This is a genomic window from Streptomyces sp. NPDC047853 (genome assembly GCF_043204535.1).
In the GTDB taxonomy this organism is placed as follows: domain Bacteria; phylum Actinomycetota; class Actinomycetes; order Streptomycetales; family Streptomycetaceae; genus Streptomyces.
Map to the genome: position 1 here is coordinate 174,542 of NZ_JBIDCI010000009.1, position 14,979 is coordinate 189,520.

At 73.4% G+C, this 14,979-nt stretch carries 11 protein-coding genes; all 11 read left to right on the forward strand.

The annotated features are described in order from the left end of the window. Positions 1-23 precede the first annotated feature (23 nt). The 11 genes from ACGF5T_RS19000 (at position 24) to ACGF5T_RS19050 (ending at position 14,955) form a co-directional block, all read left to right on the forward strand. Positions 24-491 (forward strand): ATP-binding protein, encoded by a 468-nt coding sequence (locus ACGF5T_RS19000; protein WP_356607567.1) that lies wholly within the window; start codon positions 24-26, stop codon positions 489-491. 263 nt (positions 492-754) lie between these two features. After that, the gene (locus tag ACGF5T_RS19005; RefSeq protein ID WP_361009786.1) at positions 755-2,593 is read left to right on the forward strand and encodes a gamma-glutamyltransferase; all 1,839 of its coding nucleotides are present in this window, start codon (positions 755-757) and stop codon (positions 2,591-2,593) included. A gap of 83 nt (positions 2,594-2,676) precedes the next feature. After that, complete coding sequence (locus ACGF5T_RS19010) at positions 2,677-3,522, forward strand: inositol monophosphatase family protein (RefSeq protein WP_356607062.1); 846 nt, start codon at positions 2,677-2,679, stop codon at positions 3,520-3,522. Positions 3,523-3,651: 129 nt separating this feature from the next. Then, the gene (locus tag ACGF5T_RS19015) at positions 3,652-5,061 is read left to right on the forward strand and encodes an NAD(P)/FAD-dependent oxidoreductase (RefSeq protein WP_356607060.1); all 1,410 of its coding nucleotides are present in this window, start codon (positions 3,652-3,654) and stop codon (positions 5,059-5,061) included. Beyond that, on the forward strand, positions 5,058-5,567 hold the full coding sequence (locus ACGF5T_RS19020) for an O-acetyl-ADP-ribose deacetylase (RefSeq protein WP_356607058.1): 510 nt from the start codon (positions 5,058-5,060) through the stop codon (positions 5,565-5,567). Before ACGF5T_RS19015 ends, ACGF5T_RS19020 begins: the two co-directional genes overlap by 4 nt. A gap of 122 nt (positions 5,568-5,689) precedes the next feature. Next, on the forward strand, positions 5,690-7,288 hold the full coding sequence (locus tag ACGF5T_RS19025; protein WP_366766341.1) for an ABC transporter substrate-binding protein: 1,599 nt from the start codon (positions 5,690-5,692) through the stop codon (positions 7,286-7,288). Between the two features lie 32 nt (positions 7,289-7,320). Next, positions 7,321-8,289: an ABC transporter permease gene (locus tag ACGF5T_RS19030; protein ID WP_356607054.1), complete on the forward strand. Its 969-nt coding sequence runs from the start codon at positions 7,321-7,323 to the stop codon at positions 8,287-8,289. 5 nt (positions 8,290-8,294) lie between these two features. Continuing rightward, positions 8,295-9,188, forward strand: a complete 894-nt coding sequence (locus tag ACGF5T_RS19035; protein WP_356607052.1) for an ABC transporter permease — start codon at positions 8,295-8,297, stop codon at positions 9,186-9,188. Continuing rightward, on the forward strand, positions 9,185-10,171 hold the full coding sequence (locus tag ACGF5T_RS19040) for an ABC transporter ATP-binding protein (protein ID WP_356607050.1): 987 nt from the start codon (positions 9,185-9,187) through the stop codon (positions 10,169-10,171). Before ACGF5T_RS19035 ends, ACGF5T_RS19040 begins: the two co-directional genes overlap by 4 nt. Next, complete coding sequence (locus ACGF5T_RS19045; RefSeq protein ID WP_366766340.1) at positions 10,164-10,823, forward strand: ATP-binding cassette domain-containing protein; 660 nt, start codon at positions 10,164-10,166, stop codon at positions 10,821-10,823. Before ACGF5T_RS19040 ends, ACGF5T_RS19045 begins: the two co-directional genes overlap by 8 nt. Positions 10,824-11,037: 214 nt before the next feature. Then, positions 11,038-14,955, forward strand: a complete 3,918-nt coding sequence (locus tag ACGF5T_RS19050) for a glycoside hydrolase family 2 TIM barrel-domain containing protein (RefSeq protein WP_366766339.1) — start codon at positions 11,038-11,040, stop codon at positions 14,953-14,955. The last annotated feature ends 24 nt before the right edge of the window (positions 14,956-14,979 follow it).

Consider the following 14,979-nt stretch of genomic DNA (forward strand, 5'->3'; position numbering starts at 1 on the left):
AACGGGGAATGAGGGCGATGCCTGTGGGATCCCATGCCGACGGCGGCGGTCGTGCGGGAGCGGACGAGCACCTGATGCGCGCGGGGTTCGCCCTGGGCGGGGACGACGGCTGCATCGCGGACGCCCGGAACCACGCCAAAGCCTTCCTGGACCGGGCCCGCGCGGACCACCACCTGCCCGTCACGGCGCGAGCGCGGGACCTGACCCAACTGGTCGTCAGTGAACTCGTCACCAACGCCCGCAAGTACGCCCCGGGCCCCGTCCTGCTGGAGCTGGGCATCACCACCGGCCGCGTGGACATCGTCGTGTGGGACAGCGACCCCACCGTTCCGGCCGCCCGGCCCGCCGACCCCGCCAGGATCGGCCAGCACGGCCTGGAGATCGTCAAGGCCGTCACCGAGGCCCTGTTCATCGAGCAGGAGCCGACCGGCAAGCGCATCACGGCCCGCATCGCCCTGTCCGAGGCCCCCGGGGAGCCGATGAAGGGCTGACCTCGCGGAGCCGACTGGGGCTGATGCTCGCGGAGCCGGAGCCGGAGCCGGAGCCGGTCGGGGGTGAGCCGGCCCGCTCCCGAGGGATAGCGTCGGTCGGGTACGCCCAGCGGCGCCGCGCGCGGCGGTGGGGGAGATCGCCCCTCCGGTCCGGTCGGCGGACGCCGAAGGGCCGCGAGGCGGAGACGGGCCACCCGTCCGTTCCCCGCGGCGGACCCCGCTGCCGCAGTGGCTCACCGACGTATCCGACACCGAGGTCAGACATGCGATTCACGACTCGTCCCACCCTGAACGGCACCTTCGGCATGGTGTCCTCCACCCACTGGCTGGCCTCCCAGTCGGCCATGGCGGTGCTGGAGGACGGAGGCAACGCCTACGACGCCGCCGTCGCCGGTGCCTTCGTGCTGCACGTCGTCGAGCCGCACCTCAACGGCCCGGCCGGCGAGGTGCCGATGCTGCTCGCCCCCGCGGGCGGCGAGGTGCGGGTCCTGTGCGGGCAGGGCGTCGCGCCGGCCGGGGCGACGGTCGCGCACTACCGGGGGCTCGGGCTGGACCTCGTCCCCGGCACCGGGCCGCTCGCAGCCGCCGTGCCCGGCGCCTTCGACGCCTGGCTGCTCCTGCTGCGCGACCACGGCACGAAGTCCCCGGCCGACGTGCTGAAGTACGCCATCGGGTACGCCCAGCACGGGCACCCGCCCGTCGAACGCCTCACGGAGACCGTCGAGACCGTGCGGGAACTCTTCGAGACGGAGTGGACCTCCTCGGCCGAGGTCTACCTGCCGGACGGGCGTCCGCCCCGCCCCGGTGAGCCGTTCCGCAACCCCGCCCTCGCCGCCACCTGGAAGCGGCTGCTCGCGGAGACGGCCGGCGCGGGGGACAGGGAGGCGCAGATCGACGCGGCACGGGAGGTGTGGCGCACCGGCTTCGTCGCCGAGGCCCTGGTCCGGCAGGCCGGGCGGCCCACCCTGGACACCAGCGGCGAGCGCCACACCGGCACCCTGACGGCCGCCGACCTCGCCGGCTGGTCCGCCACCTACGAGGCACCGGCGACGTACGACTGGAACGGCTGGACGGTGTGCAAGGCGGGCCCGTGGAGCCAGGGCCCCGTCCTGCTCCAGCAGCTGGCGCTGCTCCCGCCCGAACTGCCCGCCCAGGACACCGCCGACTACGTCCACCTGCTGGTCGAGGGCTGCAAGCTCGCCATGGCCGACCGGGAGGCCTGGTACGGCGACGCGGACGGTGCCGGCGGGGTGCCGCTCGACGACCTGCTGTCGCCGCGGTACAACGCGGACCGGCGCACGCTCGTCGGCGAGCAGGCGTCCTTCGAGCTGCGTCCCGGCAGCCCGGGCGGGCGGGTACCGCGACTCAGCGCCCACGCGCGCGTGGCGGCCGTGGAGGGCGAGGGCCTCGACGCACCGGGAGTCGGGGAGCCGACGGTCGCCAAGGGCCCGGCCTCCCCGGTGCCGGGCGAACCCGACGTCGCCGCCGACGGGGGCACCCGCGGAGACACCTGCCACATCGACGTCGTGGACCGCTGGGGCAACATGATCTCGGCCACGCCGAGCGGCGGCTGGCTCCAGTCCAACCCCGTCGTGCCCGAACTGGGTTTCCCGCTCGGCACCCGGCTCCAGATGACCTGGCTGGAGGACGGCCTGCCGAACACGCTCACGCCGGGCCGCCGCCCGCGCACCACGCTCACGCCCTCCCTCGCCCTGCGCGACGGGGTGCCCGTCATGGCCTTCGGCACGCCCGGAGGCGACCAGCAGGACCAGTGGCAACTGCACTTCCTGCTGGCGGTCGCGCTGCGCGCCCCGGTCCGCGGCGGCCTCGACCTCCAGGGCGCGATAGACGCGCCGAACTGGCACAACGACAGCTTCCCCGGGTCGTTCTTCCCGCGCGGCATGCGCGCCGGAAGCGTCACCGTGGAGGCACGCATGCCGACGGAGGTCGTCGAGGAGCTGCGGCGCCGCGGTCACCACGTGACGGTCGGCGAGGCCTGGTCGGAGGGGCGGCTGTGCGCCGTCGCGCGGGACCCGCGGACGGGTGTGCTGTCGGCGGCGGCGAACCCGCGCGGGATGCAGGGGTACGCGGTCGGCCGCTGACCGGCGCCGGGTGTTCGCCCCGATTCCACCTGGAATCCACCACCCGGGTGGGGGCTGTCAGTGGGGCGTGCTCTCATGGAGTCATGATCGAGAGCAACGAAACCATCGACGAGTTTCTCGCCCGGCACGCCGACGACGTGGAGGAGGCCGTCCGCAAGGCGGCCGCCCAGGAGATCATGCCGCGCTGGCGCCGGCTCGCGGACCACGAGGTGGACCAGAAGGCCGGCCCGCACGACCTGGTGACGGACGCCGACCGCAAGGCCGAGCTGTATCTCACGGAGGTCCTGGCCGCCCTGCTGCCGGGCTCGGTCGTGGTCGGCGAGGAGGCCGTGCACGCCAATCCGGCCTCCTACGAGGCGATACGCGGCGAGGCACCGGTGTGGATCGTCGACCCCGTCGACGGCACGCGGCAGTTCGTGCACGGCGACCCGGGCTTCTGCACGCTGGTCGCGCTCGCCCACCGCGGAGTGGTGCACGCCTCGTGGACGTACGCCCCCGCCCTGGACCGGCTCGCCACGGCGGTACGGGGCCGGGGCGCCTTCCTGGACGGCGAGCGGCTGTACGCCGGTCCGCCCGAGCCCGGCCGCGACCTGCGGGTCGCCACGTCCCACCCGGACTACACGACGGACGAGCAGAAGCACGCCCTGACAGGCCTGCGCACCCCGGGTGTGGCGCCCCGCGCCTGCGGCTCGGCCGGCCTGGAGTACCTCGCCGTCGCGCGTGGCGAGTCCGACGCCACGGCCTTCTCCTGGGAGGCGGCCTGGGACCACGCCGCTGGCCTGCTCCTGGTCGAGGAGGCGGGCGGCACCCACCTGACCCGCACCGGCGAGCCCTTTCGCGTCACGGGCGACAACGAGCTGCCGTTCACCGCGGCCCGCGACGCGGCCACCGCCCGGCGGGTGGTGGCCCTGCTGTCGGGCGAGGCCTGAGCCCCTCCGGCCCCGCCGCCCGTCCCGCCGCGCCCCTCCCGCCCCACCCGCGACCGCGGGCTGTCGGAGCCCGGGCATATCCTGACCCGAGTGGCCATCGGCTGACGAAGGAGTCCGAAGGTGCCGTCGATGCTCGATGCGGTCGTGGTGGGTGCGGGACCGAACGGACTGACCGCTGCCGTGGAGCTGGCCCGCCGCGGTTTCTCGGTGGCCGTGTTCGAGGCGCGGGACACCGTCGGCGGCGGGGCGCGCACCGAGGAGCTGACGCTGCCGGGCTTCCGGCACGACCCGTGCTCCGCCGCGCACCCCCTCGGCATCAACTCGCCCGCCTTCCGCGCCCTGCCCCTGGAGCGGTACGGATTGCGGTGGCTGCACGCCGGGCTGCCCATGGCGCACCCGTTCCCGGACGGCTCGGCCGCCGTGCTCTCCCGGTCGGTCGGGGAGACGGCCGCGTCCTTCGGAGCGCGTGACGCGGGCGCCTACCGCAGGCTGGTCGAGCCCTTCCTCCCCCGGTGGGACACCCTCGCCCGGGACTTCATGTCCCTGCCGCTCACCGCACTGCCCCGCGACCCGGTGACCCTCGCCCGGTTCGGACTGGCCGGCCTGCCCCCGTCGACGTGGCTGATGCGGCGCTTCCGGGACGACCGCGCCAAGACCCTCATCGCCGGCCTCGTCGCGCACGTCATGGCCCCCCTCAGCGGCTTCGCCACCAGCGCCATAGGCCTGGTCTTCGCCCTCGCCGCGCACGCCCGCGGCTGGCCCGTGGCCCGCGGCGGCTCCCAGGCCATCTCCGACGCGCTCGCCGCCTACCTCGAGGACCTCGGCGGCACCGTCCACACCGACTACGAGGTCAAGCGCCTCGACGACCTGCCGCCCGCCCGCGCCTACGTCTTCGACACCTCGCCCACGGCCCTGGCCCGCATCGCCGGCCTCGGGAACCACTACGCCGGCTACCGGTACGGCCCCGGCGTCTTCAAGCTCGACTACGCGCTGGACGGCCCCGTCCCCTGGACCGCCGAGGCGCCCCGCACCGCGGGCACCGTGCAGGTCGGCGCGAGCAGCGCGGAGATCGGCGCCGCGCTGAACGCGGCCTCCCGGGAGGGCCGCGCACCCGACCCGCCGTTCCTCATCACCGTGCAGCCCAGCGTCGCCGACCCCACCCGGGCACCGCAGGGCAAGCACGTCTTCTGGGCGTACGGGCACGTCCCCAACGGCTGGTCCGGCGACCTCACGGACGCCGTCGAACGCCAACTGGAGCGCTTCGCCCCCGGCTTCCGCGACCGCGTCCTCGCCCGCGCCACCGCGGGCCCGCCCGAACTCGCCGCCCGCAACGCCAACTACGTCGGCGGTGACATCGCCTCCGGCGCGATCTCCGGCCTCAAGATCATGCTGCGGCCCAAGCTCTCCCTGTTCCCGTACGGCACCCCGCACCCGGCGGTCTTCATCTGCTCCTCCGCCACGCCGCCGGGCCCGGGCGTGCACGGCATGTCGGGGCACAACGCGGCGAAGGCCGTCTGGCGCAGGCTGCGGCAGACATGACCACCCTCACCCTCGTCCGGGGCGACCTCACCCGCGAGAGCGCCGACGCCCTCGTCAACGCCGCCAACAGCTCACTGCTCGGCGGCGGCGGAGTAGACGGCGCCATCCACCGGCGCGGCGGCCCCGCGATCCTCGCCGAGTGCCGCAGGCTGCGCGCGGGGCACCTCGGCAAGGGGCTGCCCACCGGCCGGGCGGTCGCCACCACCGCGGGCGACCTGGACGCGCGCTGGGTGATCCACACGGTCGGCCCGGTGTACAGCACGACCGAGGACCGCTCCGCGCTCCTCGCCTCCTGCTACCGCGAGTCCCTGCGCGTCGCCGACGAACTCGGCGCCCGCACGGTCGCCTTCCCCGCGATCTCCACCGGTGTCTACCGCTGGCCGATGGACGACGCGGCCCGCATCGCCGTCGAGACGGTCCGGGCCACCGACACGTCGGTGGCGGAGGCGCGGTTCGTCCTCTTCGACGACCGGGCCTACGAGGCGTTCGCCGCGCTGGTCGGCTGACCGGCCCTCGCGCCACGCCCGCTTTCCCCGCCCCGCCCCCCGGACGCTTTCCCACCTGGCTTGACGCTTCTCTTGCAACTGATGTGCAATAACCCCGCACCAACGACAAGCGTGGGGGAGACATGAGGACCCGTCGGACCCGTCCGATACGAAGTGCCGCGGTGGTGGCGGCGTTCGCCGCGGGCGCCGGCGCCTGCTCCGCGCCCGGGGGCGGTACCGGAGGCGACGCCGAGGCGGCCGAGTCCGTCGTGATCGGCGTGGCCTCGGAGCCGGACACCCTGAGCCCGCTGCTCGGCTACGGCAAGGACGGAAACTCCAAGATCTTCGACGGGCTGCTCGCCCGCGACACCGACCTCAAGCTGAAGCCGGCCCTGGCGACCGCGCTGCCGAAGATCGCCGACGGCGGCCGGACGTACACGTACACCCTGCGCGAGGGCGTGAAGTTCAGCGACGGGGAGCCGCTGACGGCCCAGGACGTGGTCTACACGTACCGCACCGTCCTCGACGCGAAGACCAACAACACCGCCCGCAGCGAACTGGACGCCGTCGAGGACGTCCGCGCGAGCGGCGACGGCACCGTCGTCTTCACCCTCAAGTACCCGTACGCGGCCTTCGCCGCCCGCACGGTGCTGCCCATCGTCCCCGAGCACGTCGCGGGCAAGCAGAACCCCAACACCGGCGCCTTCAACACCAAGCCGGTCGGCACCGGCCCGTACGTGCTGGCCGACTGGAGCAAGGGCGAGAAGCTCACCTTCAAGGCCAACCCGCACTACTGGGGCGGCGAGCCCGCGGTGAAGACCTTCACCACGGCGATCATCGCCGACGACAACGTGCGCGCCACCCGCCTGCGCTCGGGCGACCTCGACGGTGCCGTCCTGCCGCCCAACCTCGCCGCCACCTTCAAGGACGACGACGGCCGCCGCACCTACGAGGCGAAGTCCTACGACTTCCGGGCCGTCACCCTGCCCACCACGGGCGAGGTCACCGGCGACCGGGCGGTCCGACGGGCACTGGACCTCGCGGTGGACCGCCGGGCCATGGTCGACAAGATCCTCGACGGCGCGGGCCGTCCCGCGTACGGTCCGCTGCCCGCCGACGACCCCTGGTACGCGCGCGGCATCGAGCGCCCGCGGGACCTCGCCGAGGCCCGGCGCGTCCTGGACGAGGCGGGCTGGAAGGCCGGCTCCGGCGGGGTCCGCGCCAAGGACGGGCGGCGCGCCTCGTTCACCCTGTACTACCCCTCGGGCGACAAGGTCCGACAGGACCACGCGCTCGCCTACGCCTCCGACGCCAAGAAGGCCGGCATCGAGGTGAAGGTGGAGGGCGCCACCTGGGAGGTCATCGAGCCGCGGATGAAGCACGACGCCGTCCTCGCGGGCTTCGGCAGCGTCGGCGACCCGGACTTCGGCCTCTACACCCTGCTGCACTCCTCCCTCGCCAACGACGGCTTCAACAACATGGCCGGCTACGACGACAAGGCGGTGGACGAGGCACTCGACGCCGGGCGACGCACCCAGGACCCGAAGAAGCGCGAGGCCGCCTACGACGACATCCAGCAGGCCCTCGTCGAGAACCCCGGCTACACCTTCCTCACCCACATCGACCACCTCTACGTCCTCGCCGACCGCTGGAAGGGCCTGACCACCCAGCTGGAGCCGCACGAGCACGGCTTCGCCAGCGGACCCTGGTGGAACATCGAGGACTGGCAGCCCAAGAAGTGAACCGGTCCGCCCGGCGGCTGCCCTGGGGACCGATGGCACGCCTCGCGGGACGACGGGCGCTGTTCGCCGTCCCCGTCGTCCTCGTCGTCACCTTCGGCGTCTTCGCCATCGCCGCCGCCTCCCCGTTCGACCCCGTCAAGGCGTACGCCGGCACCGCCGCGCTCGGCGCCGACCAGGAGACCCTGGACCGGCTGCGGGACAACCTCGGTGTCGACCAGTCCTTCGTCGCGCGCTGGTGGAACTGGCTGACCTCGGCGCTCACCGGCGACCTCGGGCACTCCGGGGTGATGCGCCAGCCGGTCGCCGAGGTGATCGGCGAACGCCTCGTGTGGTCCGCGCTGCTGTGCGCCGTCGCCTTCGCGGTCGCCGTCCTGGCCGGCACGCTCCTCGGGGTGCTGGCCGCCCGCCGCCCCGGCTCGATGCTGGACCGGGCCGTCACCTCGGTCGCGTACACCCTGGAGGCGGCGCCGGTCTTCTGGATCGCGCTGCTCGCCGTGTGGCTGTTCGCCCTCCAGTGGGACGTCCTGCCTGCCGGCGGGCTGACGGACACCGCCAGCGAGCAGGTCACCCCCGGACAGGTCGCGAGCCACATCGTGCTGCCCGCGGGCGTGCTCGCGGTCTCCCAACTGCCCTGGTTCACGCTCTACGTGCGCCAGGGGGTCGGCGACGCCCTGGCCGAGGACCCGGTGCGCGGCGCACGGGCCCGCGGCATCGGGGAGGGCACCGTCCTGTTCGGACACGCACTGCGCTCGGGACTGCTGCCGGTGCTCACCCTGATCGGCTCCCGCGTCCCCGAACTCATCACCGGCGCCCTGCTGGTGGAGACCGTCTTCAGCTGGCCGGGCATCGCCGCGGCCACCGTCGAGGCGGCCACCGCCGTCGACTTCCCGCTGCTGGCCGCCCTCACCACCCTCGCCACCGCCGCCGTACTCGCCGGCAACCTGCTCGCCGACCTGCTCTACGGACTCTTCGACCCGAGGGTGAAGCTCAGTGATATGTGAGTCCCATGGCTGAGATCACAGCCGAGAAGACGGCGCGGCCCACCGTGTGGCGCTCCCACGGCGCCGACCGCCGCTCCACCCGCACCCTGCGCCTGCGCACCTCCGCGGCGCTGCTGGCCGTGACCGTCCTCGCGGTGCTGCTCGTGCCGCCGCTGGTCCAGCTCGACCAACAGGCCGTCGACCTCGCCGCGAAACTGCGGGCGCCCAGCTGGGCCCACCCGTTCGGCACCGACGACGTCGGCCGCGACCTGCTGCTGCGCTGCGTCTACGGGCTGCGTGTCTCGCTGCTCGTCGGAGTGGCGGCGGCCCTGACGGCGACCGTGGTCGGCACCGCCGTGGGCGCCACCGCCGGAGCGCTGGGCGGCTGGGTCGACCGCGGTGTGATGCGGGTCGTCGACACCATCGCCTCCGTGCCCCACCTGCTGCTCGGCATCTTCATCGTCGCCATGTTCCGGCCGGGCGTCTGGCCGGTGGTGGTCTCCGTCGCGCTCACCCACTGGCTGTCCACCGCGCGCATCGTCCGCGCCGAGGTGCTGTCCCTGCGATCGCGCCCCTACGTCGACGCGGCCGTCTCCGGCGGCGCCTCCCGGTGGCGCGTGGCCGTACGGCACCTGCTGCCGGGCGTGCTGCCGCAGGCCGCGCTGGCCGCCGTACTGATGGTGCCGCACGCCATGTGGCACGAGTCCGCGCTGTCCTTCCTGGGGCTCGGGCTGCCCACCCACACCGCGAGCCTCGGCAACCTGATCCAGGAGGCGCGGGGATCGCTGCTCGCCGGGCACTGGTGGCCCACCCTCTTCCCGGGCCTGTTCATCATCGTCCCCACCCTCGCCGTCGCCGGTCTCGCGGGTGCCTGGCGGGAGCGGATCAACCCCCGCCGCCGATCGGAGCTGATGCTGTGACCGAGCGAGCCCCCGTGCTGTCGGTACGCGGTCTGTCGGTGCGTTTCCTGATGCCGGGCGGGCGGAGCGTCGCCGCCGTCACCGACGCCCACTTCGACGTGGCGGCCGGCGAGTGCCTGGCCCTGATCGGCGAGAGCGGCTGCGGCAAGTCCGTCCTCGCCTCCGCCCTGCTCGGCCTGCTGCCCGGCAACGCGCGGATCGCGGGCAGCGCGCTCCTCGGCGACCTGGACCTGCTCACCGCCGACGAGCGGACCTTCGCGCGCACCGTACGGGGCCGGCTGATCGGCCTCGTGCCGCAGAGCCCGGCCGCCCACCTCACCCCGGTCCGCACGATCCGCTCCCAACTGGAGGAGACCGTCGCGCACCTCACCCCGGTCCGCGGCCGAGCGGACCTGCGCCGGGCCGCGGAGGCCGCCGCCGAACGCGCCGCCTTCCCCCCGGACCACCTCGACCACCACCCGCACGAACTCTCCGGCGGTCTCGCCCAGCGTGCCGCCACGGCCCTCGCCCTGGTCGGCGAGGCCCCGCTGCTGCTCGCCGACGAGCCGACCACCGGACTCGACCGGGACCTGGTGGACCGGACCGTCGACGAGCTGCGACGCCATGTCGACGACGGAACGGGCGACGAGGGGCGGGCGCTGCTGATGATCACCCACGACCTGGCCGCCGCCGAGCGCATCGCCGACCGGATCGCCGTCATGTACGCGGGCCGCATCGTCGAACTTGCCGACGCCGACGAGTTCTTCGGCACCCCCGGACCCCGCCACCCCTACAGCCGCGGCCTGCTGGACGCCCTGCCCGAACGAGCCTTCACCCCGATCCCCGGGCTGCCGCCCGAACTCGGCGCCCTCCCGGACGGCTGCGCCTTCGCCGTCCGCTGCGAGCGGGCCACCGACTCCTGCGCCACGCTCCCGTCGCTGGCCGGCACGGTCGCCTGCCACCACCCGCACGCCGTGCTCACGGAGGCCGCCGACCGTGCTTGAACTGAGCGACATCACCGCCGGCTACGACAGGAACGCGCCCGTGATCCGGGGGATCTCCCTGTCGGTCGCGCCCGGGGAGGCCGTCGGCCTGCTCGGCCCGAGCGGCTGCGGCAAGTCCACCCTCGCCCGCGTGGCGGCCCTGCTGCACCACCCCGACGCCGGCACCCTCGTGGTCGACGGCACCCCCGTACGGCGCTGGCGCCACCGCGCCCCGCGTGAGCAGCGCACCGCCTTCGGCGTCGTCTTCCAGCAGGCCCGGCTCTCCGCCGACCCCCGGCTGGCGCTCACCGACCTGATCGCCGAGCCCCTGCGCGCCACCGGCCGCCGGACGGGGATGACCGACCGGGTCCGTGAACTGGCCGCCACCGTGGGGCTGACCACCGACCTGCTGAGCAGACGTCCGCACGAGGTCAGCGACGGCCAGCTGCAGCGCGCCTGCCTCGCCCGCGCGCTGGTGCTGCGCCCGCGCTGGCTGGTGTGCGACGAGATGACGGCGATGCTCGACGCCTCCACCACCGCCGCCCTGGTCCGGGTGGTGGAGGACTACCGCGCCGCCACCTGCGCGGGCCTGCTGGCCGTCGGCCACGACCGCGTCCTCCTCGACCGCTGGTGCGACCGCACCGTCGAATGGGCCACCTTGACGCGCTCCTGACCGCGTTCCCGCCCGCCGCGGACAGGGGAGCGGCCACCGTCCACCAGGAACCAACAAAGTCCGATGGGGTAATTGATTCGGTTGTGTTCGGGTCCTAGGGTGTGCCTGACCCAGTAGTCGCCGCGTCACCGGCAGTTGTGCAGCACCCCCACGTCAACTGCTGTCACAGCACCGAGCGTTGAGCCGCCCCCGAAGCCCACGGAAGGCCACGGTCATGCCGCACTCGCCCGTGTCACCCGCCGCACTCCCGGCCCCCCACCCCCGGCCGCTCGTCAGCCGCCGACGCCTCCTGGAGGGCGGCGCCGCCGTCCTCGGCGCGCTCGCCCTGTCCGCCCCGCCCGTCGCGGCCCACGCGGCCGGCCGCCGGACGCCGGCCGACGAGACCCCGCAGTGGCAGGACTTCGGTGTCTTCAGACTCGGCACCGAACCGCCGCACACCACGCTCATGCCCTACCCGGACGTGAAGGCGGCCCTCACCGGAGACCGCACCCGCTCGCCGTACCGGCTGAGCCTCGACGGCACCTGGAAGTTCGCCTACGCCGACCGCCCCGAGGACCGGGACGTCGACTTCCACCGCACCGACACCGACGACGGCGACTGGGAGACCATCCCGGTGCCGTCCGTGTGGCAGCTGCACGGCCACGACTTCCCGATCTACCTGAACATCACGTACCCGTACTGGGGCCCCAACGGCCGCGGCGAGGACCCGCAGCCGCCCACCGCGCCGACCCGCTACAACCCGGTCGGCCAGTACCGGCGCACGTTCACCGTCCCCCGCGACTGGGACGGCCGCCGCACCTTCCTCCACTTCGAGGGCGTCAAGTCCGCCCACTACGTGTGGATCAACGGCGAACTGGTCGGCTACGACGAGGACTCCTACACGCCCTCCGAGTACGACATCACCGACCACCTGAAGCCCGGCACCAACCAGATCGCCGTCGAGGTCTACCGCTACGCCGACGGCGACTGGCTGGAGGACCAGGACATGATCCGGCTGAGCGGCATCTTCCGCTCGGTCCACCTCTACTCCACGCCCGCCGTGCACCTGCGCGACTTCAAGCTGGAGACCCCGCTGGACGACACGTACACGGACGCCGAGCTGGTGGTCACCGCGAGCGTGCGGGCGTACGGGGACGGGCCCGCCGCTGCCGGCCGGTACACCGTGGAGACCCAGCTCCACGACGCCCGCGGCCACGCCGTCTGGACCCGCCCGCTCCAGCAGTCCGCCGACCTCGCCGCCGTCGGCGCCGGCCAGGACGTCACCGTACGGGCCGCGAAGGCCGTACCCGGGCCCCGGCTGTGGTCGGCCGAGCAGCCGTACCTCTACACCGCCGTCCTGCGCCTGCGGGACCCCGCGGGGAAGGTCGTCGAGACCCTGTCGCACCGGGTCGGCTTCCGCGAGTTCGCGCTCAAGGACGGCCTGATGCGCATCAACGGCCGGCCCGTCTCCTTCCGCGGCACCAACCGGCACGAGATGCACCCGGACCGGGGCACCGCCCTCAGCCGCGACGACCTGGTCCAGGACATCAGGATCATCAAGCAACTCAACATGAACAGCGTCCGCACCTCGCACTATCCGAACAACCCGCTCTGGTACGAACTCGCCGACGAGTACGGCCTCTACCTCGTCGACGAGACCAACCTGGAGACGCACGGCATCCGCGAGGAGTACCCCGGTGACCACCCCGAGTGGACCGAGGCCTGTGTGGCCCGTGCCCAGAACATGGTGCACCGCGACAAGAACCACCCCTCCGTAGTCATCTGGTCGCTCGGCAACGAGGCCGGCGGCGGCAGCACCTTCACCGCCATGCACGACTGGATCCGCGCCTACGACCCCACCCGCGTCATCCAGTACGAGGGCGACGACCGCCCCGGCATCAGCGACATCCGCTCCGAGATGTACGACACCCCGCAACGCGTCGAGCAGCGGGCGAAGGACACCTCGGACACCCGCCCGTACGTGATGATCGAGTACGCCCACTCGATGGGGAACTCCACCGGCAACTTCAAGAAGTACTGGGACGTCGTCCGCGCCCACGACGTGCTCCAGGGCGGCTGGATCTGGGACTTCGTCGACCAGTCGCTGACCTGGCCGGTCCCGGAGCGCACCCTGCTGACCGAGACCGGGCCCGCCGGGCTGCGCGGCGAGATCCTCGGCGCCTCGGGGACCTTCGAGCCCGGCAAGGGCCTGTCCGGCGGCACCGTCTTCGCCCGCGACGAGGGCCTCGACCTCACCGGCTCGCTCACCCTGGAGGCCTGGGTCACCCCGGACGTGACCGGCTACCACCAGCCGATCCTCACCAAGGGCGACACCCAGTACGCGCTGAAGCAGAACAACCGGACGCTGGAGTTCTTCATCCACTCCGGCGGTCAGTGGATCACCGCCACCTGGACGGTGCCGGAGGACTGGACCGGCCGCGAGCACCACATCGCGGGCGTCTTCGACGCGGAGGCCGGCAACCTCACCCTGTACGTGGACGGCGAGCGGCGGGCGACCCGTACCACCGACCGCAGGCCCACCAACAACACCGCCTCCCTGGCCCTCGCCACCGACGCCGACAACCAGGTCCGCGAGTTCAGCGGCACCATCCACCGCGCTCGCGTCCACGCCCGCGCCCTCACCGCCGCCGAACTGGCCGACGACGACCGCGGCCCCGGTGACGACGGGGTGCGGTTCTGGTTCGACGCGCGGACCGTGGGGGTCGAGCGGAAGCGGCCCAAGGAGAAGACCTTCTTCGCCTTCGGCGGCGACTGGGGCGACAACCCCAACGACGGCTGCTTCGTCGCCGACGGCGTCGTCCTCGCCGACCGCGGCCACACCGGCAAGGCCGCCGAGGTCAAACGGGTCTACCAGGCCGTCGGCGTCGAACCGCGGGCCGGGGAGGCGGGCTCGGTCACGCTCGTCAACGAGTACCTGTTCACCGACCTGCGCGAGTTCGACGGCCACTGGGAACTCGTCGCCGACGGCGAGGTGGTGCGGCGCGGGCGGCTCACCCGCCGGCAACTGGACGTGCGGCCGCTGTCCCGCAAGGACATCACCGTGCCCGTGAGGCTGCCGGACGACCCGGAGCCCGGCACCGAGTACTTCCTCCAGCTGTCCTTCACCACCAAGGAGGCCACGCCCTGGGCGAAGGCGGGCTTCGAGGTCGCCCGGGCGCAACTGGCCCTGGACGTGGACGTCCGCGCCGTGACCCCCGTGCCCCTGGACCGGGTGCCGGCCCTGCGCCACCGGGACGGCGCCGATGAGGTCACGGTCGACGGCCGGGGCTTCTCGGTGACCGTCGACAAGCGCTCCGGCACCCTCTCCTCGTACGAGGCCAAGGGCAGGCGGCTGATCACCTCCGGGCCCGTGCCCAACTTCTGGCGCGCGCCCACCGACAACGACCACGGCAACGGGCAGCACACCCGCAACCAGACCTGGCGCGACGCCGGCGCCCGGCGCGAGGTCACGGACGTCACCGTGCGCGCCCTGGGCGAGCGGGCCGTCGTGATCGAGGTCACCGGTACCCTGCCCACCACCGTCGAGTCGACGTACACCACCTCGTACACGGTGTTCGGCAACGGCGAGATCAAGGTCGACAACACCCTGCGCCCGGGCGCCGCGAACCTCCCGTACATCCCGGAGGTGGGCACCCTGCTGTTCCTGCCGCGCGGCCTGGACCGGCTGCACTACTACGGTCGCGGCCCCGAGGAGAACCACTGGGACCGCAACACCGGCACCGATGTCGGCCTGTACTCCGGGACCGTCGCCGAGCAGTGGACGCCGTACATCCGGCCGCAGGAGAACGGCAACAAGACCGACGTCCGCTGGATCGCCCTCACCGACCGCCACGGCGTCGGCCTGCTCGCCTCGGGCGAGCCCCTGCTGGAGGCCAACGCGTCCCACTTCACGCCGGAGGACCTGTCGGCGGGGGTGCGGCACGACTACCAGCTCACCCCGCGCGACGCCGTCGTGCTGCGGCTGAATTACCGTCAGATGGGGGTCGGCGGTGACAACAGCTGGGGCGCGCACACACACGACGAGTTCAAGCTGTTCGCCGACCGGGACTACTCCTACACCTACCGGCTGCGGCCGTTGACGGACGTGCGGGAGGCAATGGCCGCCTCACGCCGGCCCACGGCGACCGATTAGAGGCCCGGGAGCCCGGGGTACCCG

What these genes read in the sequence shown, in the direction of transcription:
- ACGF5T_RS19030 (WP_356607054.1), top strand. Translation starts at nt 7,321, where the DNA reads ATGGCACGCCTCGCGGGACGACGGGCGCTGTTCGCCGTCCCCGTCGTC.
- ACGF5T_RS19010 (WP_356607062.1), top strand. Translation starts at nt 2,677, where the DNA reads ATGATCGAGAGCAACGAAACCATCGACGAGTTTCTCGCCCGGCACGCC.
- ACGF5T_RS19005 (WP_361009786.1), top strand. Translation starts at nt 755, where the DNA reads ATGCGATTCACGACTCGTCCCACCCTGAACGGCACCTTCGGCATGGTG.
- ACGF5T_RS19035 (WP_356607052.1), top strand. Translation starts at nt 8,295, where the DNA reads ATGGCTGAGATCACAGCCGAGAAGACGGCGCGGCCCACCGTGTGGCGC.
- ACGF5T_RS19020 (WP_356607058.1), top strand. Translation starts at nt 5,058, where the DNA reads ATGACCACCCTCACCCTCGTCCGGGGCGACCTCACCCGCGAGAGCGCC.
- ACGF5T_RS19025 (WP_366766341.1), top strand. Translation starts at nt 5,690, where the DNA reads ATGAGGACCCGTCGGACCCGTCCGATACGAAGTGCCGCGGTGGTGGCG.
- ACGF5T_RS19050 (WP_366766339.1), top strand. Translation starts at nt 11,038, where the DNA reads ATGCCGCACTCGCCCGTGTCACCCGCCGCACTCCCGGCCCCCCACCCC.
- ACGF5T_RS19015 (WP_356607060.1), top strand. Translation starts at nt 3,652, where the DNA reads ATGCTCGATGCGGTCGTGGTGGGTGCGGGACCGAACGGACTGACCGCT.